Here is a 20,026-nt window from a genome sequence, read left to right on the forward strand (position 1 = left end):
AAAAAACTTAAAACAAAAAATTGATGTGGATTTATTTTGACTTGATTGGGTGTATACTGAAGTAAACATTAAAAATACATCTAAGAGGTATGATTGAATGTCGCTTCAACTTTATTTTAACCCCCAAAGCCGTGCCACCGTTACCAAATGGGTACTTGATGAATTGCAGATCGAATATGAACTGGTGCCGATTGATTTTAAACAGGGAGAACACAAGCGGCCTGAGTTTTTAAAGGTCAATCCGACCGGAAAATTACCCGCTCTAAAAGACGGTGAGGTCTGTGTGTATGAATCGGTTGCGATTGCGCTGTATTTGGCTGATAAATTTCCTGAAGCGCGCCTGGCACCGCTGCCAAATACGCCCGAGCGTGGCCGTTATCTGTCCTTAATGGTTTTAGCCACTTCTCAGCTTGAACCCTCGATGGGAGATTATCTGCTGAAGCAGGAGACACCGCCCTCACGCGGTTGGATTGCCTATGACGCGATGCGGGATGTGATTGAAAAAGAAATCGGCGATGGGCCTTACCTTTTTGGTGATTGGTTTACGGTGGCCGATATCTTAATTGGCTCGATGTTTATTTGGGAACAGGTCTTTCAGAGAGAACCGCTTCGACCTGCCCTTGCCGCTTATGTTGAGCGCTTGCAGTCTCGTCCCCACGGCTTAAAGTTTGAGCCCTCCTCCGCTCAATGAGCCAGGATAAATTCTAGCATCAGTTCGTTGACGCTTTCGTTTTGATCCAGATGCGCCCAGTGACCCGCATGGGGAATGGTTATATGCTGGATATTTTTACAGCGTGCCAAACTGTCTTTGACCATTTCTTCGCTGAGGGTTTCATCCTTGAGGCCCTGAAGAAACAAAACGGGCACCTCTATTTTGAGTGTGGTTTTTGCGCCGGATTTGATTTTAAAGCCGGCGCGAAACCAATTCAGCATTGATTTAAAGGCTTCAGGTTGGCTCCACGCGGCTCTGTATTTCTTTAAATCATTCTCCGTAATGGTTCCCTTGCGGGCACTTTGTTTAAACTGTTCACTGAAGTGAACCCATTCGCCACTGCTGAGCATTTTTTCTGCCAAACCTGGAATTTGGTAAAAGAGCAGATTGCTGTGTTTTAACCAGGAGTTTCGATTGTTTCTGAGTTGTTCCCAGAAGACTTCTGGATGGGGCGCATTGACCAAGATCAGTCCATGTAAAAGTTCTGGCCAGGTTTGTGCCACTTGCCAGGCGACCGTCCCCCCCCAATCATGTCCCACCAACCAGACTCTACGCCCCAAAGATTGAAGCAGCCCCCGTATATCACGCGCCAGGACTTCAAGTTCATACGCTTTGATTCCTTTGGGTTTATCGCTCAGGTTATATCCGCGCTGATCTGGCATCAGCGCATAAAACTTCTTTTCTTCAAAAAATGCGGCCTGAAAGCGCCAACCATGTGAGAAATCAGGAAAGCCATGCAGGAAGACCAAACACGGGTCATCAGGTTTTCCTGCTTCAGCCAGATGGAGTTTGATTCCATTTGTATTTACAAATTTTCCTGATTTCATGGGGGGCTCCTTGTTCAGTTTCAGGATCATCACTCATTCTAGGGAGTTTCTCAAAAGAATGCTAGACTGAATCCAATTTATTCCTGATTTTGCTTCGTTCTAGTCATAGGAGGTCTTTCGTGGATATTATTTCTCTCATGGGAACCATAGATGAATTTCTGTGGGGCCCTTGGGCATTTTTTGTATTAATGGGAACGGGCATTCTGTTTACCATTTGGACGAAATTTATTCAGTTTCGTGCCGTGACACATGGTGTCACCGTGATTCGGGGGGTCTATGACAGCCCCGATGACCCAGGCGCGATTAACCATTTTCAGGCTCTATCAGCCGCGCTATCAGCGACGGTCGGTCTGGGAAATATCGGCGGGGTTGCCATGGCGATCGCTTTGGGGGGGCCTGGTGCTCTTTTCTGGATGTGGGTGGTTGGTTTTCTGGGCATGGCGATTAAAACCGTAGAAGTCACCCTGGCCTTGATGTACCGCAATACCGATGATCCCCAAAACCCCCATGGGGGAGCGATGTGGGTGATCGATAAAACCCTGGGAAAACATGATGACTGGCGTAAAGGTTTGGCCAAAGCCTTGGCCTATTTTTTCTGCATTACCCTGCTGATTTCGACCATGACAGGCGGCAATATGTTTCAGGCTTGGAATGTGGGCGAAATTTTGAATGTCTATTATGGGGTTCCTCAAATTGCAACCGGCATTATGCTGGCAGTGGTGGTGGGAGCTGTGATTGTAGGCGGTATCAAACGCATTGGGGAAGTTGCAGAAAAAATTGTTCCCTTTATGTGTGGTATGTATATCCTCGCTGGCCTGGCTGTGCTGGCCCTGCATATTGATAAAATTCCAGGAATGCTGCTCTTGATTGTTCAATCAGCTTTCACTCCGGTGGCTGCAGGCGGCGCCTTTGTGGGGGTTGGGGTCTATACAGCCTTTGAAATTGGTCTGCAAAGAGCTTTGTTCTCAAATGAAGCGGGTCAGGGCTCTGCTCCGATTGCTCACTCTGCTGCTAAAACCGATGAAGCCTCCCGTGAAGGGGTTGTGGCTGGGCTTGAACCTTTTATCGACACCCTGATGATCTGTACCCTGACGGCCTTGGTCATTCTCTGTACTGGCACCTGGAATCGTCCCTCGATTGGCGAAATCAAAGGACCTGTCGCAATTGTTCAGGATGCTGGAAAAGCAAAACTGGAGGCACCGACTTCTGTTCAGGCCTTGCCCGAGTTGGCAAGTTGGGAAAAATGGCAACCGGGTTCACAGGTCTTTATTTTGGTGGATGTCCCCGGTAAAAACCCAGGAGAACATGCCCGTGCAAAAGTCTATGGCGCAATCAAAGCCGGTGCGACAGCGGGTCAGGACCATATTGAATGGGGTGAGGTGCCTGCGGGTGCAACCCTGATCAAAAAAGCAGATGGCCAGCCTGACAAAAGCATTTTCCGAAATTTTGTCGGAGCCAGTTTAACCGGGCATGCCTTTGACCGTGCCTTTCCGGGTCTGGGTAAATGGTTGGTCACAGGCGCAGCCTTGCTTTTCGCGATCTCAACGCAAATTTCCTGGAGCTATTATGGTGAACAGGGAGTGGTGTTTATGTTCAATGGCAAGGGTGTGATGATTTACAAAGCAATCTTTCTGCTGGGTACGATTGTTGCTCCTGTTTTGATCAGCACAGACAGAGAATTAGGTATTCTTTCGGATTTTGGTACCGGCTGGATGCTTTGGGCCAATATTCCCATTCTTCTCAGCATGGGCTATCTGGCCGTACGCGATCTGAAGCAGTACTTCAGAAAATTGGATGCAGGGGAATTTAAGGCTCACAAGCCGATTAATCCGTTTGCAAAGGAATAAGCAAATGAAAATGGAGGGGAGGTTTGCCTCCCCTCTTTTTTTAGGGAACTTTAATTATCTTTTTTCAGTCTTGATGCTCACGATCAGTGATGACAGAAGGAGGAGCGCTCGACTATACTTAAATCAAGCAATGATCAGCGCTTGAATCATTTCACAACCGCTTCACATACTTTCTAAATTTTCACCCATTTAATTTCAACTTAATAAAACACAGCTACTATTTAACTTATTGTTAATTTTCTTAAAACTTTTCGGAGGGTTCGCGTCTCCTTTATTAAATGTATGTTATACTCCAGAGGGTTAAAAAATAGTGAAATACCTGAACAAAACACGCACTTCCTCTGTGCAGACAAGCATTTCCCTCTCTGGACTTGTCTTTTGGCATGTGGTTGAAGTCACTGAGGCTTCCCCCCCTGTTAGCGCATGATGGATTTATCAACAACGAAGAATGGAATGCAGAGATGAATCTGGACAGACTTAAAATTAACGGCGGCGCAGTATTGAAAGGAAATGTCACCATCAATGGTGCCAAAAATTCCGCTTTGGTTCTGATGGCGGCCTCTATCCTTGGCAGCGAAGAAATTATTCTGGATAATATTCCCCGCTTAGCTGACGTGGAAATTATGGTGGATGTTCTGCGTAGTTTGGGTGCACGTGTTCATTTTGTTACAGATCATCAATTACTGATTGACCCCCGTCATATTGCCAATTCTGTTGCGCCTTATGAATTGGTGACTAAAATGCGCGCTTCCTTCTTTGTGTTGGGACCTTTGGTCGGCAAATTAGGACATGCCAAGGTTTCTCTACCCGGTGGCTGTGCGATTGGGTCTCGTCCTGTTGATCTTCACCTCAAAGGCCTTGAAGCCATGGGCGCAGAAATTACGCTTGAACATGGCGATGTGATTGCTGAAGCTGCTCATCTGCGCGGAGCCGATGTCTATCTGAATTTCCCCAGTGTCGGTGCGACTGAAAATATCATGATGGCAGCGACACTTGCAGATGGGGTGACCACCATTCGCAATGCTGCTCAAGAACCTGAAATTATTGACCTTGCTAACTTTTTAATCAGCATTGGTGCCCGTATCAAGGGAGCAGGCAACGATACGATTGTGATTGAAGGGGTTCAAAAATTGGATACCCCCAGCCGTTACAGCGTCATGCCCGATAGAATTGAAGCCGGTACCTTTATGATTGCTGCGGCCATGACCCGCGGTGATATTACGCTTGAAAAATGTCCGATTGAATCCCTGCGTGCTTTGATTTCTAAAATGACAGAAGCGGGTGTTCACTTTGACGCTTTGGATCAAGAAACCCTGCGTGTTCGCGGTGGCTCTCGGATTTTGGCCCGTGATGCACGGACCATGCCACACCCCGGATTCCCCACTGATATTCAAGCGCAATACGCTGCCATGATGTCGATGGCTGAAGGCACCAGTCTTTTGACTGAAACCGTATTCGAAAATCGCTTTATGTATGTAGATGAACTGCAACGCATGGGTGCTCAAATTCGCATTGAAGGCAATACAGCGATTATCAAAGGTCAACCGATGCTCTCTGGAGCTCCTGTGATTGCCACTGATTTACGTGCTGCTGCCGCTCTGGTTCTGGCCGGTCTGGTTGCCGATGGTGAAACCCTGGTGGCCAATCTCTGCTACCTCGACCGCGGTTACGAAGCCTTCGAACACAAACTGGCTGCTTTGGGCGCAAGAATTTGCAGGATTGCGGTTAAAGCTGAAAAAAAGGAAGAAGTCCTGCTGACGATGTAAACTCAGCAGGAAATATTTAAAAAACAGCCTCTGATTTTCAGAGGCTGTTTTTTATTGGGAATTTGAGTGTCTTTGACCTCCTGCTTAAAAAAATGATCAGTGGAATATGTGAAGAAATGAAAGCAGAAATGAAAGCCGCTTACCAACCAGAGGTTTTGAGAGAAGCAAAAGCCATTTTTGGTCTTGATTCTGTTTCGGAATCAGAATTCATCAAGGGATTTGAATCGTTGGTCTTTTGGGGGCAGAAGTCTGGGCAAGCGTGGATTCTCAAGCTATATCATGAAAGTCATCGCAGCTTGGAAGAAATTGCCTCTGAACTGGAGTGGATTCGTTTTTTAGGCCGTCGGGGACTTCGCGTGCCGGGACTCTTGCCTTCTCAAAACCAGCAGTTGTTTGAGATTTTATCTCAAGGCTTCGTAGGGGTCTGTTTTGAAAAACTAAAGGGTGAGCTTTTTCAAGTGAACCATATAACCCCAGCTTTCTTGCGCATTTTGGGGGAAATTTATGCGCTGATGCATCTTGCCGCTCAGGAAGTTCATGAGCATCTGGCTTCCCCGTTGATAAGGCCTCAATGGTATGAAAATCCCAAGTTGAATTTTGAGTCTGCACTGCCTCCAACAGATTTTGAAATTTTAGGCATTGCCCAAGAAACAAAAGCTGAGCTTTTGCAATTGCCAAAAGCTAAACAACTCTACGGTTTGATCCATGGCGATCTGCACAGCGGAAATTTTTTCGTGGATACAAACGCCCTAATCCCCTTGCATCAAATTCAGATTTTTGACTTTGACGACAGCGAATTCCATTGGTTTGCCAATGATCTTGCCATCGGGCTTTATTATTTTTTGCTTAAAACGCCACCTCAAGAACATATTGGGTTGGCGCAACGTTTTCTCACATCAGTAAAACAAGGATACCAACTGCATGCTGAATGGCCCTCCCCATTTGATACGGTTTTGCCTTTGTTTATGCGTTGGCGAGATTTACTTGTCTACAATCTGATGCAACAAATAGCAGCTGAGCACTGCAACGATCCGGCCTTTCAAGGGGCGATGCAGGCGCGTCGTCAGCGAATCCTGTCAAGAGATGCAGGCTGTTTTCAAGGGCTCTCGAAAATCTTTCGCTGGTTTTAGCCTGCTTTTAAGTAAAAAATGTAGGCATCCAGGCTTGCCAGGCCAATTGGGCACATTGACTGAGCTGAAACATATCCCAAAGCACGCGCCAGTTCAGATCTGGGTAGCCATAGAGCAAGACAGGCCGCCAGAAGGGTCTGAATTTGGCTTTAAAACGGTAGAGACCTTCTGCTGAAAAAACAGGTTCGAGAGAGCGCCCTGCCTGATGCAGAAGCTGTTCTTTCAAGCCTTGGGGTTTGGCCAGGGGATAAAAGGGGACTTCTCCCAAACTCCACCACAAATAACCTTCATGGCGCAATTTTATAAATATTTCAGAGATTAAGCTTTCCATCAGGCCGATCGGTGCTTGGGGGTGTCTGAGCATCAATTCTGCATGCCAGCTTTGTCTGCCACTCCGTGAAAGACTGACCAGACCCAAAATCTGACCCTTATTTGATTCAAAAACGAAGACTCTTTGTGCCTGTTCGAGTTCACGCAGGTATAAAAAGCGCAAGGTGGTCGGATAGTTCTGGCTGATGGATTGAATGAAATCTTTGAGACGCTTGTCCTGATACTGTGCGGGAGTTAAAACTTCATAGGGGATTCCATGCCTTCTCCCTCTGCGAATTAAGTCCTTCAAGGAACGTTTCTGAAAATGTGCCCCTTGAAGATCAAGCAGTGCTTCGCGGCCAGATATCAGACTTTGGCCTCCCCTTTGCAGCAATTGGTGTTCCAGCCCAGGGGGGCAGCCCCGGATGACGAACCCATTCTGACCATAGGTATGCAGCGAATGCGTGAGAGCGTGCATGGTTTCCCAGGGCGGCAGGTCGGCGAAGGGAATCCAGGTTCTTCTTGAAAAAAAAAGCTGAACGGTCTTAAATTGAGCTTCGTTCCGTTGGCCCCAGCTCCAGCTCAAAGGGAGCAAGGGTTCTGCTTCAAGTGCATCGGGTGGCCAGGCATACTCTGGAGCAAGCCTGTTTAAGACTTGCCCGGCCTGCATATTTAGACCAGTTCCTTTTCAACAACGGCAACCAATTCGTCGACAACAGCATGCACCGTATGAAGTTCGCGTCCTTCAGCCATGACCCTGATTTTGGGCTCTGTTCCAGAGGCGCGTACCAAGATTCTCCCCTCACCTTCCATCTGGCGTGTGCAGGTTTCAATCGCAGCTTGTAAAACCGGGTTTTCTTGCCAGGTACGATGGGCACTTGCAGATACCACGACATTTTTCAAGAGTTGGGGGTAAGAAGGAACTTCAGCGAGCAATTCAGCCCAGGATTTCTGACTGAGTTTCCAGGCACTGAGTAATTGCAAGGCAGTCAGTAAGCCGTCTCCTGTTATTTGGTGTTTGAGAAAAATCACATGGCCGGATTGTTCTCCGCCCAAGGCCAGATTTTTTTCGCGCATGGCTTCCAAAACATAGCGATCACCGACCTGGGTGCGCAGCAGATGTTTTCCTGCTTTTTCGAGCGCTTTCTCAAAGCCCAGATTGCTCATGACGGTGGCGACAATTTCTGTCTGGGTTTGCAGTTCGGGCAGATAGCGGGCACAAAAATAGAGGATTTTATCGCCATCGATTTCTTGACCTTCAGGGGTGACGGCCAGACAGCGATCCCCATCGCCGTCAAAGGCGATTCCCAGATCATAATCTCCCGTTTTGAGGGCTGTTTTTAAGACCTCTAAATGGGTAGAACCACAATCCTGATTGATATTCAAACCATCGGGGGTGTGATTGAGAACGTCAACCTGCATGCCCAGGTTCTCTTTGAAAAGAGTGGGGGCAATAAAACTGGTGGCACCATTGGCCGTATCCAATAAAACACGTGTGCCTTTCAAAGAGACAGGCAAGGTCGCCATTAAAGCTTCAAGATAGGGCTTGAGCGTCAGAGGAGAGGCTTGTGATACCGTTCCCACGCCTGCACCGGTGGGGCGGCCCGCTGCTAAACTGAGTGGGTTTTTCAAGAGCGTTTCAATCGCCAACTCACGCTCGTCACTTAGTTTTTCACCTTTGCTGTTGAAAAACTTCAAGCCGTTGTCAGGGGCGGGATTGTGTGAGGCTGAGATCATGACGCCTCCCGCCGCGTCGCTGTGTCTTACGACCCAGGCTACGGCTGGGGTGGGCACCACTCCCAGGGTTTCGACTTGGCACCCCAAGGAGGTAAATCCTGCGATCAGGGCTGCTTCAAGCATATCCCCAGACAGACGGGAGTCTTTGCCGATATAGACCCGAGGAGCGGTCTCTTGAGCTGGCAGGGTTTGAATAAAGGCTTGGGCCAATTGAAGTGCCATTTCAGGCGTGAGATCCCGATTGGCCAGACCTCTGACCCCATCGGTACCAAATAATTTTCTCATGCCCCAGGTTTCTCTTTCATACGTTCAATTTCTTTGTCAATTTCGATCGCTTCAATTGAAGACTTCAATTTTGCTTCTTTTGCACTGTCTTCTAAAGCTTCACGTTCTTGTTTCAATTGGGCTTCGACCCGTTTGCGCTGTTCTTCGATTTTGCGCAGACGCTCTTCTGCTTTGTGAAATTGATCTTCGGCTTTGTGTAGTTGGGATTGCAGATTATCGTATTCAGCTTTCAGAGGATCTGGTTTCGCTGCTTCTGGTTTGGCTTCAGCTTGCTCTTCATTTGATTCCACTTTGGGAGCGACACCGTCGTTTTCTGCGGCCTCAGCCTGTAAACGGGTGGCACTGACGGCTGGAATTTTGAGTGTTGCGCCGATCAGGGGCACGTTTTCTTTTTGGATACGCAAAAAACTGATATCTGTCAGATCAATCAGAATTTCATCGTAAGTGGTGGAAAGATGAAAGAGCCCCAGACTGTTATCGTGGCGAGAGTCCATGGCGTGTTTCATAAAGCGCAGTGCGGTTTCACGGTCTTCCATGGGGATAATAATCCCTTGACCACTGGCGAATAAAATTTCAAGTTCAATCATTGGTTGTTTCCTTTCCCGACAAAGAATTAACTGACGCGCGCACCCGGTGCGACGTCATCTAATACAGTGAGAATACTGAATTGCGTTTCGTTTTTTGCAGCCAGAAGCATGCCGCGCGATTCCAGACCGCGCAGTTTTGCGGGTTTTAAATTGGCGACGACAATTACTTTTTTGCCCAATAACTGCTCTGGGCTGTAGTGGGCTGCAATGCCCGCAACGATCTGGCGTTGTTCAGTGCCCAAATCTACGATCAGGCGCATCAGTTTGTCTGTTTTGGGAACCCGTTCAGCTTCAGCAATCTGGGCCACACGCAATTCAACCTTGCCAAAATCTTCGATACCAATCAGATTGGTTCCTATTTGGTCTTCGTTGGCTGGTGCAGGGGCGGCTGGGGCAGATGCTTGCGCTGGAGGGGCTTGGGTGACGGGAGCTTCTGTGACAGTGTTTTCCATTTTCTTTTCCTCTTGAATAAATTCTTGACGGGGGAACAATACGCGCGGTTCATGGGTCTGTGTACCCGCGGGTAAAACACCCCAACTTAGTTTCAGGTCTGTTTCCTGCAGGCCCAATTGCTCGAGTAGGTCGTTGATTTTTCCGGGAATCACAGGGGCCAGCAAGGCGGCTGCGAGACGGAAAATTTCCAATACATGCCAGAGAATGGTGCCTGTACGGGGCAGGTCTGTTTTTGCGGTTTTCCAGGGAGCCGTCTGCTCCATATATTTATTGGCGCGACGTACCAATTGCAGGGTTTCTTCAAGCGCCGCGTGCAGTTTATAATCGAGCACCCATTCGCGCACCTGTTTGATGGTTGTGTGTGCCAGGGTTTCAAGCTCAAGCTCCAACTCTCCTTTTTCAGCAGGGGCTGGAATCACCCCTTCAAAATTGCGTTTGAGCAGGTTGATGGTGCGGTTGAGTAGATTGCCAAAATCATTGGCGAGATCGCTGTTGATGCGATCGACCAGGGCTTTTTCACTGAAATTGCTATCAGCTCCCAGGCTCATATCCCGCATCAGAAAATAGCGGAAGGCATCAATCCCGTATTTATCCATCAACTCCAGGGGTTTCACCACATTGCCTTTGGATTTGCTCATCTTGGCGGCATCGATAAGCCACCAGCCATGGGCCAGAATGGTCTTGGGGGGTTCATAGCCCGCGGCCTTGAGCATGGTGGGCCAATAGACACAGTGGGTGGTCAGAATATCCTTGCCGATCAAATGTACAGAATGGGGCCACCATTTTTGCAATTCTTCGGTGCCGCCCCTGGCCAGGGGGACAGAGATATAGTTGATCAAAGCATCAAACCAGACATAGGTCACGTAATCCCGGTCAAAGGGCAGTTCAATTCCCCAGCTCAAACGGGATTTGGGACGTGAGATACACAGATCTCCCAGGGGTTGGCGCAAAAATCCCAAAATTTCATTGCGGCGACTTTCTGGCCGGATAAAATCTGGATGGCTTTGGATATGTTCAATCAGCCAGTCCTGAAACTGCGACATTTTAAAGAAATAGTTTTTTTCTTTGATAAAAGTAATTTCAGGGCTCTCAGGGGTATAGCCCTTTTCTTCGATTTCTTTATCTGTCAGGAAGCGCTCTTCAGAAACTTCATACCAGCCCTCATAGGTGGCATCATAGATCAGCCCTTTGTCCCAGATATTCTGAAGGATTTGGGTCACGATTTGCTGATGCCGGGCTTGGGTTGTGCGTACAAAATCGTCGGGTTGAATGCCCATTTTGGCCCAAAGCTCCTGAAAACGAGGGGCCATCCGATCGCAATGTTCTTGGGGGCTGATCCCCAATTTTTCTGCGGCCTGTTGCACTTTCTGGCCATGTTCATCCAAACCGGTCAGAAAGAAGGTTTCCTCGCCCATGATCCGGTGATAGCGCATCAGCACATCGGCCAGGGTGGTGGTATAGGCATGGCCAATATGGGCTTCATCGTTTACATAGTAGATCGGAGTGGTGACGTAATAGCGACTTTCGCTCATGGGGGCATCCTTCCTGAAATATCCTTTTGCCATTATACCGGCCATCGCAGAGAGACGGGGAGGGAATTACCCGCTTGTGTTCTGCGTGGGCTTCAGTTTCAAACCTGTGAACTTGCCAAAACAGGGGGGTTCAGAGAAATTGATACGAAACAAAAAACTCCTGACTTTGCTAAGTCAGGAGTTTAAAAGCTTAAGTTCATTCAGTTTGAGATTCAGGTTTAGGGCCTAACCAAATTCCAGTCAGAACCAACAACGCCACTCCTGCCAATACCAGATCGGGCAAGAAAGACATCCAGACGATGTTGTGGGCATTCAGCCAATAATCACTTGCGCTTAAGGCATAAAGCTGATACCAAAATAAGATCGTGAGCATTCCTCCCAGAACCACAAGGGTATAAAGCGGCTGAAAAAGACCTGAAGCCATCAATACACCAATCATGCCCCCCAGGAGTGCACTGCTCAGATTGGATAAAGGCAAAGAAAACTTCGTATAAAAATCGTATTGTTCACGAATCTGTTTTTTTACCCCTTCAGGTTGGGTTTTCAGATAGTGATAAGCTTCTACACTGCCCATCTGACGAATATCCTTCTGTTCACTAAAGAACAGGGGGGCTTTTTGTTCTTGTTGGGCCCGGGTTTGCATCATGTCTTTTAATATGCGAACCGTTTGTTGGTTGGCAAAAGGAACGATTTGGTCTTGAAGAATAAAAATAAATCCACTGCAACCGAGACCAATTCCCAAAATGACTCCCCACAGTTTAAATGAGCGAACCAATTTATTCCATTCCGATCTCAATCCCAAACTGCGATAGACATAGAGCGCTACGCCAAATAAGACGGCGATGGGAGATACCACGACCAGTATTGCGGGTAGATTCCAAAACAACATCCAGAAGGTGGTTTCCCAGCCAATTTTTCCTTGAGAGATCAATTCTGCAAAGATAAAAGCTGTATTGGAAAGCATGAGGCCTGTAAAAAGCAGAGTGACTCCTAGCATGGGAAGCATGGCCTGTTTCATAAAGAGTGCGAATTGAGTCGGCATTGCACCATGTTCTATCACATCCTGCAGATGCTCACCGACGAGACTGCGGGCATAGCTCTTGGGAGCCCCTAACCGATTTAAGACAGCTTGGACTCGCTCATCATCTGCAAAATCTTCAGGCTGAAGTTGTTCAAAAATATGGCTGCGAATTTCCTTGAGGGTATCCTCACGTTCTTCAGGGGGCAAGATCTTCAGTTCTTTTTCTAACTGTGAGAGGTAGCGGGTGATCTGGGGATGGTGTGTGACCGATTTCATGGGAAGTTTCTGTCCTTTGCATAAGATGATTGAGGAAGTCTGAAAATTTGAGCCACTCCAGTCGCATTCGCGTGAGTATTTCATGGCCCTTTTCTGTCAAGCGATAGTACTTTCGAGGAGGGCCTGTACTGGATTCACTCCAGAAAGTATCAATCAGACCCTCTTTTTGTAAGCGTTTCAGCAATGGATAAATAGAGCCTTCGCTGATACTCAGTCCTTCAAAATCGTTTAACTCTTGAATCATTTCAAAAGCGTAACGGGTTCTTTCGCCGATCAAGCTTAAAATACAAAGCTCCAATGAGCCTTTAAGCAACTGAGACTGCCAGTTTTTGATAAACTCTTGATGCATATATGATTTAGAACCTTACTTTAATAGGATAATTGTAATAGATATTACCTTGTATTGCAAGGTAGTAAATAATAGATTTATTTAATCTTAAGTTTCCTTTGGATCAACAGGTTTCTCGCTGGGGAATCCTGAGCTATCCCTGATATAATGTCTGCCAAATGTTTGAAAGTTTAAATCTGAAAGGTTGTGTGATGCGCTCAAAAAAATTCGCATTGATCTTTTGTTCGTTTTTTGTGTTGAGCTTGCCCGCGGCGCAAGCAGAGCAAACGCTTGATACCTGTCTGGAGCAGGCTGCCAATACCACAGGCATGGCCAAATGCACGGTTTCAGCCTATCAAGTAACAGACAAACGCCTCAATTCTCTGTACCAGGCAGTTTTGCAAAACCAAGATGCCAAGGGAAAAAAATCTCTGCTGAATGCGCAATTGGCCTGGCTTAAATTTCGGGATGCGCATTGTGGTTTTTTGACGGAGCGTTTGACAGGAGATGATAAAAAATACCTGCTAAACCGCTGTCTGAACCAACTCACTGAGGAACGAAACGGGCATTTAAACGAAATGCTGATTTCTCCCTAAATCCAACAAAAAGGGGTTCAGCGCTGAAAAGCTGAACCCCGTCTCAAATCAACTGTTTTAAAAGAACACAAATGATACAGCGTCTTTCTTTCAAGAACTTGATCTAGGCACTGCCTAGAGCTTGGGCCCAAAAGCTAAATCCAAACGAAAGTAAACTTAAAATCACCACCAGGCCTAAAACCAGGGGGCGTTGTGCCCAGAGGCCCAATTTTCCGGACCAGGCGGCCCAAAACAAACCGTAAAAAAGCCAGCCAGGGGCATTGAGCCACAAAGCCTCAAATCCCCCGCGATAATCGGCAAGCAAGTTCGCGCTGTTCAAGGCCAAATAGCTTGCCAGCAGCAGTTCCACCAGGCAAAGGCCCAGCAGATACCAGCCTTTATGGGCCCAGTAGGCCACAAAAAACAAGCCGATCTGTAGGACTGCAGCCAGTTGGAAAATGGTAATGCATAAGGTTTTCAGCATTTTGTATTACGTCAGACCTAGAATAGGGATTCATTTATGATGGCTGATCTGCTGGGCTTTTCTGAACTTATTTTATATTTTTCAGAAGATAGATTTGTGTTGGGGAGAGATGGGTATTGCGATCCCAGGCCAAATCCAGCTGATTGTTTTGCGTGTGGCGTTTGATAATTCGAACATAATAGGAGACTGCCTGGTCTTTTTCATGCTTGACCAAGACATGGCCATGCATGACCGAATAATCTTTCCAATCCCAGCTTCGCGCACTCTCATTCCATTGCCAACGGGTGGTACGTTGCCAATCACTGGAAAGACGCACTTTGAGAAGGCTGTCTTGTTTGAATTGTGATTTCCATTGAGATTGGACAAAGTTTTTTAAACTGCCCGCATCTTGGCCAGAATAACTATCCGCGGCAAAACGATTGGCAGCAATGATCTCGGAAGCCATGCCTGCAATCAGATCACTCTGTTTCTTTTTCAAAGCCTGGATCAGGTTTTTGACTTCTGCGCTGGCTTCGGGTTTGATGGCCATGATAATTTCACCACTGACCTGAACGCGGCGAATCATGCGTGAGGATTCACTCGAAAAATCGCTCAGGCTTTGATAGTTCTTGGTGCTAGCCGCTTTCATCAAGGCAGTTTCAGCCGCAGATTGAAGGGGTTTCAAGAGTTCTGCGCCCTTGCTACGGATCTCTTTGAGCCATTTTTGACCTTCCTGAAGATCTTGGGCAAATTCTTCAACTGTTCTGTGTTTGATGCCCAAACCATCCCGTTTTTTGATCATGGCATCCAGATCTTGTTCGGCTTTAAGGTATTCCTGGGTTAGCTCGCGTGCCTCTTCGATGGCATGATCGGTATAGTGATAGAGATGCTTTTCGGTTGAAATTTCAAATTCAGAGGCATAGTCCAGGCTTTTTTCAATTCGGTCCAGAATTTTTTTGTCTTTTTCAGCTTCTTCAGACTGGAAATAGGCATTGGTGGCTTCTACCTGGGCCTCTTTCTGGGCCTGTTTTCCCTCTACAATTTTACGCAGGTCTTCTGCCAGATTTTTCAACTTTTCTGCTTCTTGAATCAGGGCCTGTACCTGGCTGTCATCAGCAGGCAAGCTCGCCAGTTTTTCATCCAATTCTTTGATTTTACGCTGCATGCCCTTGTAAAGAATCATATAGTTGTTTTGGCTGTTGATATTGGTTCTCAGTTGTTCAGGCGTATATTTTGCCAAATCCTTGGCCAGTTGCTGCTCAATTTTTTCGGCTCGGCTCAAGGCTTTTTTTTGGTTTTTGTCCATTGCAAGCACCAGATCGGGACTGCTGAGTTGGGCCAGGATGGCCAGGCTGAAAATGAAGGCGCCCCAGTTTTTCATATGCTTAACACCCCTTTTTTGCTCTCGTTATAGTGAATGAGCAGCAGTATAGCCCAGAATTTTTGAGGGTAAGAATGGCGTGTGTCACGCTCAGAACGTGATCTAGAGCATAGTCGGCTCTAAGCAACTATTCAAAAAAAGCGTCTAAACTTTTAATTTTCCAACGCCCCTGATCCTGAACCAATTGAACCTCTGGATTTGGACTCTTTGAAGGTTTTGCGGGGGCTTGACTGTCGAGCTTTTGCAGTCCCTCCTGAAGATTCGCCTCAGCTTTGGGTGAGGCTGCTGTCGGCGCTTTTTTTTGATGCCATATCCATTTCAGTGTGAGGGGGTGCCCTTCTGCCAAAAGTGTTCTCAGCTGCTGATCTGAAAAGCTGTCTGCCTGGAGTGCTTTCCGCAAACGTATCAGTGCTTCCTGGCGGGCTTGCGTGCTGAGCAGATGCCAGATTCTTTTTGCATCTTCTGCTTGCAAAGCTTCTTGAAATGCCTGAAGGGTTTGCGCTTGGCTCAAAATTGGGTTGGGGTTTTCTTTTGCCAAAAGTGAAATCTCTTGCATGGGAGTCTTGAAAATGCCAAAGCCATTTTCAAAAACCACGATTTCAAACGCGAGTGGAATGGCCGCGTCTCCCCAAAAACCGTTTTCGAGCCCCAGTTCACTGATCGGCACGTTAAAATCAAAATCTTTAGGGTGAGACCGTGAATTTTGAAAGGCGGGTGAGGAGCTATTCGCTAATTCTATGGATTTGAGTCTCTGCGAAGGTTCTGTTTTTTCAGCAGAATATATATTCAGAATCAGACGTGTATTTCTGGATAACGCAACAGGCTGGCTCAGCGCCATTTTAAAATTCAGGCTTTTTCCAGGTGTATAGACGATCGGTTTCAATTCCAAAGCGGAGGGTGGAGACTGTAAGTTTGGTTCAGAAAGGGCATCCACTTCCAATTCCTCTTCCTGAACGGGCAACTCTCGGTTACGATGTTCAGTTCCCAAACGATCCATGGGCTGGGTGGCTGCCACAGGACTGGGGGCTGGGGGGGAGCCATTCAAGGCGTCTTTGGCCACAAATCCTTCGCGTACCACACGGGGAAACCAGGCATAGTCTATCCAACCAAAGCCATGGTCGGCCCAATCTTTTCCCCAGGAATTGATCAGTTTAAAGGCCTGTTTGCTTTCGTCATAACCCACCAATACAAAAGCATGGCCCCCCAGGGCTTTGCCTTTGGCGTTTTTCCAGATATATCCTTTGCGGGCCTTGAAAAAGCCTTCATCGATCAGGGCGCCGACCATAACAGGATAGCCTGCATTCAGATGGGCCTTGATCTCTTTGTGATCCAAAACATTGATCTGCCGCCAAAAATCAATTCGCCAGGGACGGGCTTTTATTCGCTGAGCATGTGAGGGTTTGCGCCGATAATCATCGCTTAAATAGGGCATTTCAGCCCAAGGAACCACCCCCTGGCCTGAAAGCAGGTTGAGTGCGTCGATATAGGTAATGCCCCCATCGCGCCCGTTGTTGAGTTGATTATAGACATATGCAGGGCTGAAGACCTTGTTCCAATTGGGGGAACCGTCGGGCTGGGCCAAGGGGTGATTGAATTCAATTTGTTCTTGATACGATTTAAGCACATAGGCCGTGGCCCAACCTACACAGGAGTTTTGACGGCCTTGATCGCCAGGCGGGGGCATATGCGCTGAAAGATCCACCTGCTCAGGCAATTCTACCCCTGAGTAGGGCATTGAGGCCAAGGGAACCGCCCGCAATTGTTCTGGGCTTGCCCATTCTAAGCCGGTAGCCGGATATTCTGCGGCCCTGGCATAAGCGCTGAGAAAGCTCCAACTCAGGAGCACCAGAAGCCAATTTTTAGATAAGTGTGTGTGCTTGCTCAATGCCTTAGCCACCTTGTCAGGAAGGTCAATTTAATGACACGTTTCAGGAGGAATATGTTCAATCTGGTAGAGACGGTTTTTTTTGATATAGTCCCAGACTTTGGGGTGAAGGGCATAACGGCAGTCATACCCCTGCTTCAGAACCCGTCTCAAGAGGGTCGAGGAGATATCCACCTGAGGCAGATCCAGCCAGCGGATTTCAGGCGCTGCTTCGGCAAGATTTTCTTCGCACCAGGTTTGCAGACTGGCGGCATCGTGAATCCATCCATGTTGGCGGGGCAAAACGGCAAGTTTGCAGTACTTCCCAAACTCTTTCCAACGGTGCCAACTGGGGAGGTTTAAAAGCGAATCCAAACCGATGATCAGCCAAGGCTTTTCGCGAAAGCGAGGAGACAGGCTTTCCAGGGTCTCGATCGTATAACTTGCACTGTTCTTTTCGATTTCAAGTGCGCAAACTTTCAATTTTGGATTGTCTGCGCTGGCCAATTCGCAGATTTTAAGCCGGTCCTGAGCTGCCGTGACGGCGCGGTCGGCCTTGTGGGGAGGCTGTCCGGCAGGAATCAGCCAGACTTCACTCAGTCCCAGGGCATCGGCACTCCATTGCGCCATGCTGAGATGCCCGATATGAATCGGGTCAAAGGTTCCTCCCAGAAGTCCAACAGGGTGTGGCATAATTTCATTTAATCACAAGATTGGAAAAATGGCCCATGACAGACAGGCTTTCTACACAACCCTATAAAGGCACCCGTGATTTCTATCCCAGCGAGATGCAGGTAAGACGTTGGTTCTTTGAGCAAATGCGTCAAGTTGTGGGGCAATATGGGTATCAGGAATATGATGGCCCGATGCTTGAACCCTTTGAAATTTACGCTGCCAAGACCGGTGAAGAAATAGTCAATGAACAGCTCTATAGCTTTGAAGACCGGGGCGGGAGAAAAGTGGCGATGCGTCCTGAAATGACACCCACCCTGGCCCGAATGGTGGCTGCCAAAGGTCAAAGTCTGCAAAAGCCTTTGCGTTGGTTCAGTATTCCCAATCTCTGGCGCTATGAGCGGCCGCAGCGGGGGCGCCTGCGCGAACACTGGCAGCTGAATGTCGATTTGCTGGGTGTTGACGGTGTAGAAGCAGAAATCGAAATCATTCAGGTTGCGATTGATATGATGCGGGGTTTTGGGGCTTCGCCCGCTGATTTTGAAATCATGATCAACCACCGCCAGCTCATGAATGATCTGTTTGAAAGCGTGCTCAAGCTGGAGCCTGCTCAAATCAAAGCGGTGGCCCGCGCAATTGATAAAAAAGAAAAAATTTCGCCTGAAGCCTTTCAAACCCTGCTCGAAGAAGCGGGGTGCAGTTCTGAGCAAATTTCAGGTCTGGAACATATTCTCACGGCCCCCCTGCTGGAAATTGGCAAGCTCTGTGAAGACAGCAAGGGCTATCAGGATCTGATCCGCTTTTTTGATACGATCAATGCGCTGGGTTTGGGGCCTGTCTGTCGTTTTAATACCTCTGTTATGCGCGGGCTGGATTATTATACCGGCATGGTCTTTGAACTCTTTGACAAACACCCCGAAAACCGCCGCGCGATTTTTGGTGGGGGCCGTTATGACAACCTGGTCGGGATGTTTGGCGGCACTCAAATCCCTGGCGTGGGCTTTGGCATGGGGGACGTGACCCTGGTGGATTTTCTGCAGACCCACGGTTTGCTGCCTGAAACCGAAGCCCATGTGGATGTGCTGGTAGGCCTTTTCAACGCTGAAATGCTGGTGCAAAGCCAGCAATTGGCCCGGATGCTGCGCGCTCAGGGCATCAAGGTCGAGACGGTACTCAAACCTCAAAAACTGGGCAAACAGTTTGAACTGGCAGATAAAAAGGGTATTCCGCTGGTGCTTTTGCAGGGCCCCGATGAAGCCGTGCTGGAAGTGGTCACCGTGAAAAACCTGCGCACAGGTCAGCAGGAACAGGTGCAGATGGAATCGCTGGCAGTCTGGTTACAAGATCATTTGGGCAAGCGTTAACTGCCCCAGCCTGCCAAAAATCGTTCAAAGTCGAGGCAGGCCACGGGGTAGAGTTCCTGCCATTCGCTTTCCAGCTCGCTAAAGAGCGCACCCTTCCCAGCTTGTTCAAGCGCCCTTTGCAAATACATGAAATAGCACGCCAGGTGGGCTTCTGCGTCCTTGAGGGGGTTGGGCAGAAGTTCTGAGAGCAGATAGGCCAGGTCTCGAATACCGGGGCCGCCGCCACAGTATTGAAAATCCACGGCTGCGACAGCATCTCCCGTGGCAGAAAAGCAGAAATTGGCAAGTTTGGCATCGCCATGCACCAGGGTTTGAAAATTGGCTGAATGCAAGGCCTGATCCCAAGCTTGGGCCTTTTCTTTTAAGCTGCCAGCGGGCATGTTTTGCCATTCATGTTGTCGCGTGGCCAAATGCCAGTAAGTACCTGTTTCCCAAAGCCCCTCTGGTTTGACCCCTAAATAGTGGGCATGAAACACGGCCAGCCAATGCAGAAGCGCTTGGGTCTCTGTACTGTTGGGGCGGCGGATTCGGCGTGGAAAACCGGCCGCGTTGAGGTCTTCAAGTAAAAAAATCAGACCTGCATCCGAATGGATTTCCCCCAAAAAGCAGGCAGTTCGGGCGTTCTCAGCTGCCTGTACCTGCCAATGCCGGTACCAATGGCGCTCTACTGTATAGGAGTGTAATTTGCGGGCATGGGCTGTGGCTGCTGGAGTTCCTGGTAGGGGGGCAGGGGGCGGAGCGATCTGCTTGAGAATCAAGCTGGGGGTTTTTCCTCCCTGAAGATGCACTCTGAGCAATTGTCCATACCCACCCCACAGGGTTTGAATTTTTTCTGCTCGCAAAACGGCTTCTGCACCCATAATACTCAGAAGTGCTTCACGCCAGGACAAAGACACC

The 20,026-nt window shown here is 48.2% G+C and carries 18 protein-coding genes; 6 read left to right on the top strand and 12 right to left on the bottom strand.

Annotated features, from left to right (window positions below; genetic code table 11):
• The first annotated feature begins 97 nt into the window (after positions 1-97).
• Entirely contained in the window at positions 98-691 is a 594-nt protein-coding gene (locus tag COW20_09585; protein ID PIW48331.1) for a glutathione S-transferase family protein, read from the top strand.
• On the opposite strand, the gene COW20_09590 is transcribed toward COW20_09585, so the two are convergent.
• On the bottom strand, positions 685-1,569 hold the full coding sequence (locus COW20_09590; protein PIW48332.1) for an alpha/beta hydrolase: 885 nt from the start codon (positions 1,567-1,569) through the stop codon (positions 685-687). The two genes, COW20_09585 and COW20_09590, sit on opposite strands and share 7 nt — an antisense overlap.
• Before the next feature lie 89 nt (positions 1,570-1,658).
• Between COW20_09590 and COW20_09595 the strand changes: the two genes are divergently transcribed.
• The 3 genes from COW20_09595 to COW20_09605 all read left to right on the top strand — a co-directional run bounded on the left by COW20_09595 (position 1,659) and on the right by COW20_09605 (position 6,282).
• Entirely contained in the window at positions 1,659-3,386 is a 1,728-nt protein-coding gene (locus tag COW20_09595) for a sodium:alanine symporter family protein (GenBank protein PIW48333.1), read from the top strand.
• Between the two features lie 461 nt (positions 3,387-3,847).
• Positions 3,848-5,152 carry a UDP-N-acetylglucosamine 1-carboxyvinyltransferase gene (gene murA / locus COW20_09600; GenBank protein PIW48334.1) on the top strand — a complete coding sequence of 435 codons (1,305 nt, stop codon included), beginning with the start codon at positions 3,848-3,850 and terminating at the stop codon, positions 5,150-5,152.
• Between the two features lie 62 nt (positions 5,153-5,214).
• On the top strand, positions 5,215-6,282 hold the full coding sequence (locus tag COW20_09605) for a hypothetical protein (GenBank protein ID PIW48335.1): 1,068 nt from the start codon (positions 5,215-5,217) through the stop codon (positions 6,280-6,282).
• Between the two features lie 7 nt (positions 6,283-6,289).
• Here COW20_09605 and COW20_09610 read toward each other — a convergent pair whose 3' ends face one another.
• The 6 genes from COW20_09610 to COW20_09635 all read right to left on the bottom strand — a co-directional run bounded on the left by COW20_09610 (position 6,290) and on the right by COW20_09635 (position 12,831).
• A complete protein-coding gene (locus COW20_09610; GenBank protein ID PIW48336.1) occupies positions 6,290-7,261 on the bottom strand; it encodes a hypothetical protein in 972 nt (323 codons plus the stop codon).
• 2 nt (positions 7,262-7,263) lie between these two features.
• Entirely contained in the window at positions 7,264-8,613 is a 1,350-nt protein-coding gene (locus tag COW20_09615; protein PIW48337.1) for a phosphoglucosamine mutase, read from the bottom strand.
• On the bottom strand, positions 8,610-9,200 hold the full coding sequence (locus tag COW20_09620; protein PIW48338.1) for a hypothetical protein: 591 nt from the start codon (positions 9,198-9,200) through the stop codon (positions 8,610-8,612). The genes COW20_09615 and COW20_09620 overlap by 4 nt, the downstream gene beginning before the upstream one ends.
• 26 nt (positions 9,201-9,226) lie before the next feature.
• Entirely contained in the window at positions 9,227-11,218 is a 1,992-nt protein-coding gene (locus tag COW20_09625) for a methionine--tRNA ligase (protein PIW48339.1), read from the bottom strand.
• 163 nt (positions 11,219-11,381) lie between these two features.
• Positions 11,382-12,566 carry a hypothetical protein gene (locus tag COW20_09630; GenBank protein ID PIW48340.1) on the bottom strand — a complete coding sequence of 395 codons (1,185 nt, stop codon included), beginning with the start codon at positions 12,564-12,566 and terminating at the stop codon, positions 11,382-11,384.
• Positions 12,403-12,831 (bottom strand): PadR family transcriptional regulator, encoded by a 429-nt coding sequence (locus COW20_09635; protein PIW48341.1) that lies wholly within the window; start codon positions 12,829-12,831, stop codon positions 12,403-12,405. The genes COW20_09630 and COW20_09635 overlap by 164 nt, the downstream gene beginning before the upstream one ends.
• A 158-nt stretch (positions 12,832-12,989) precedes the next feature.
• On the opposite strand from COW20_09635, the gene COW20_09640 reads away from it, so the two are divergent.
• Positions 12,990-13,406: a hypothetical protein gene (locus COW20_09640; protein ID PIW48342.1), complete on the top strand. Its 417-nt coding sequence runs from the start codon at positions 12,990-12,992 to the stop codon at positions 13,404-13,406.
• A 103-nt stretch (positions 13,407-13,509) separates the two neighbouring features.
• Here COW20_09640 and COW20_09645 read toward each other — a convergent pair whose 3' ends face one another.
• The 4 genes from COW20_09645 to nadD all read right to left on the bottom strand — a co-directional run bounded on the left by COW20_09645 (position 13,510) and on the right by nadD (position 17,786).
• Positions 13,510-13,869, bottom strand: coding sequence for a hypothetical protein (locus COW20_09645; protein ID PIW48343.1), 360 nt, complete (start codon positions 13,867-13,869; stop codon positions 13,510-13,512).
• Between the two features lie 67 nt (positions 13,870-13,936).
• A complete protein-coding gene (locus COW20_09650; GenBank protein ID PIW48344.1) occupies positions 13,937-15,229 on the bottom strand; it encodes a hypothetical protein in 1,293 nt (430 codons plus the stop codon).
• A gap of 127 nt (positions 15,230-15,356) precedes the next feature.
• Positions 15,357-17,114: a hypothetical protein gene (locus tag COW20_09655; protein PIW48345.1), complete on the bottom strand. Its 1,758-nt coding sequence runs from the start codon at positions 17,112-17,114 to the stop codon at positions 15,357-15,359.
• A 30-nt stretch (positions 17,115-17,144) separates the two neighbouring features.
• Entirely contained in the window at positions 17,145-17,786 is a 642-nt protein-coding gene (gene nadD, locus COW20_09660; GenBank protein PIW48346.1) for a nicotinate (nicotinamide) nucleotide adenylyltransferase, read from the bottom strand.
• Positions 17,787-17,821: 35 nt separating this feature from the next.
• Between nadD and COW20_09665 the strand changes: the two genes are divergently transcribed.
• Positions 17,822-19,129, top strand: a complete 1,308-nt coding sequence (locus tag COW20_09665; protein ID PIW48347.1) for a histidine--tRNA ligase — start codon at positions 17,822-17,824, stop codon at positions 19,127-19,129.
• Here COW20_09665 and COW20_09670 read toward each other — a convergent pair.
• Entirely contained in the window at positions 19,126-20,025 is a 900-nt protein-coding gene (locus tag COW20_09670) for a choline kinase (GenBank protein ID PIW48348.1), read from the bottom strand. The two genes, COW20_09665 and COW20_09670, sit on opposite strands and share 4 nt — an antisense overlap.
• Position 20,026 lies beyond the last annotated feature (1 nt).

Source organism: bacterium (Candidatus Blackallbacteria) CG13_big_fil_rev_8_21_14_2_50_49_14, from assembly GCA_002783405.1.
Taxonomy (GTDB): Bacteria; Cyanobacteriota; Sericytochromatia; order UBA7694; family UBA7694.

Excerpts from the sequence above, each read along its gene's own strand:
- COW20_09625 (PIW48339.1), bottom strand. The coding sequence starts at position 11,218 with ATGGCAAAAGGATATTTCAGGAAGGATGCCCCCATGAGCGAAAGTCGC.
- COW20_09590 (PIW48332.1), bottom strand. The coding sequence starts at position 1,569 with ATGATCCTGAAACTGAACAAGGAGCCCCCCATGAAATCAGGAAAATTT.
- COW20_09645 (PIW48343.1), bottom strand. The coding sequence starts at position 13,869 with ATGCTGAAAACCTTATGCATTACCATTTTCCAACTGGCTGCAGTCCTA.
- COW20_09635 (PIW48341.1), bottom strand. The coding sequence starts at position 12,831 with ATGCATCAAGAGTTTATCAAAAACTGGCAGTCTCAGTTGCTTAAAGGC.
- COW20_09585 (PIW48331.1), top strand. The coding sequence starts at position 98 with ATGTCGCTTCAACTTTATTTTAACCCCCAAAGCCGTGCCACCGTTACC.
- COW20_09610 (PIW48336.1), bottom strand. The coding sequence starts at position 7,261 with ATGCAGGCCGGGCAAGTCTTAAACAGGCTTGCTCCAGAGTATGCCTGG.
- murA (PIW48334.1), top strand. The coding sequence starts at position 3,848 with ATGAATCTGGACAGACTTAAAATTAACGGCGGCGCAGTATTGAAAGGA.
- COW20_09640 (PIW48342.1), top strand. The coding sequence starts at position 12,990 with ATGTTTGAAAGTTTAAATCTGAAAGGTTGTGTGATGCGCTCAAAAAAA.
- nadD (PIW48346.1), bottom strand. The coding sequence starts at position 17,786 with ATGCCACACCCTGTTGGACTTCTGGGAGGAACCTTTGACCCGATTCAT.
- COW20_09665 (PIW48347.1), top strand. The coding sequence starts at position 17,822 with ATGACAGACAGGCTTTCTACACAACCCTATAAAGGCACCCGTGATTTC.
- COW20_09620 (PIW48338.1), bottom strand. The coding sequence starts at position 9,200 with ATGATTGAACTTGAAATTTTATTCGCCAGTGGTCAAGGGATTATTATC.
- COW20_09650 (PIW48344.1), bottom strand. The coding sequence starts at position 15,229 with ATGAAAAACTGGGGCGCCTTCATTTTCAGCCTGGCCATCCTGGCCCAA.
- COW20_09630 (PIW48340.1), bottom strand. The coding sequence starts at position 12,566 with ATGAAATACTCACGCGAATGCGACTGGAGTGGCTCAAATTTTCAGACT.
- COW20_09615 (PIW48337.1), bottom strand. The coding sequence starts at position 8,613 with ATGAGAAAATTATTTGGTACCGATGGGGTCAGAGGTCTGGCCAATCGG.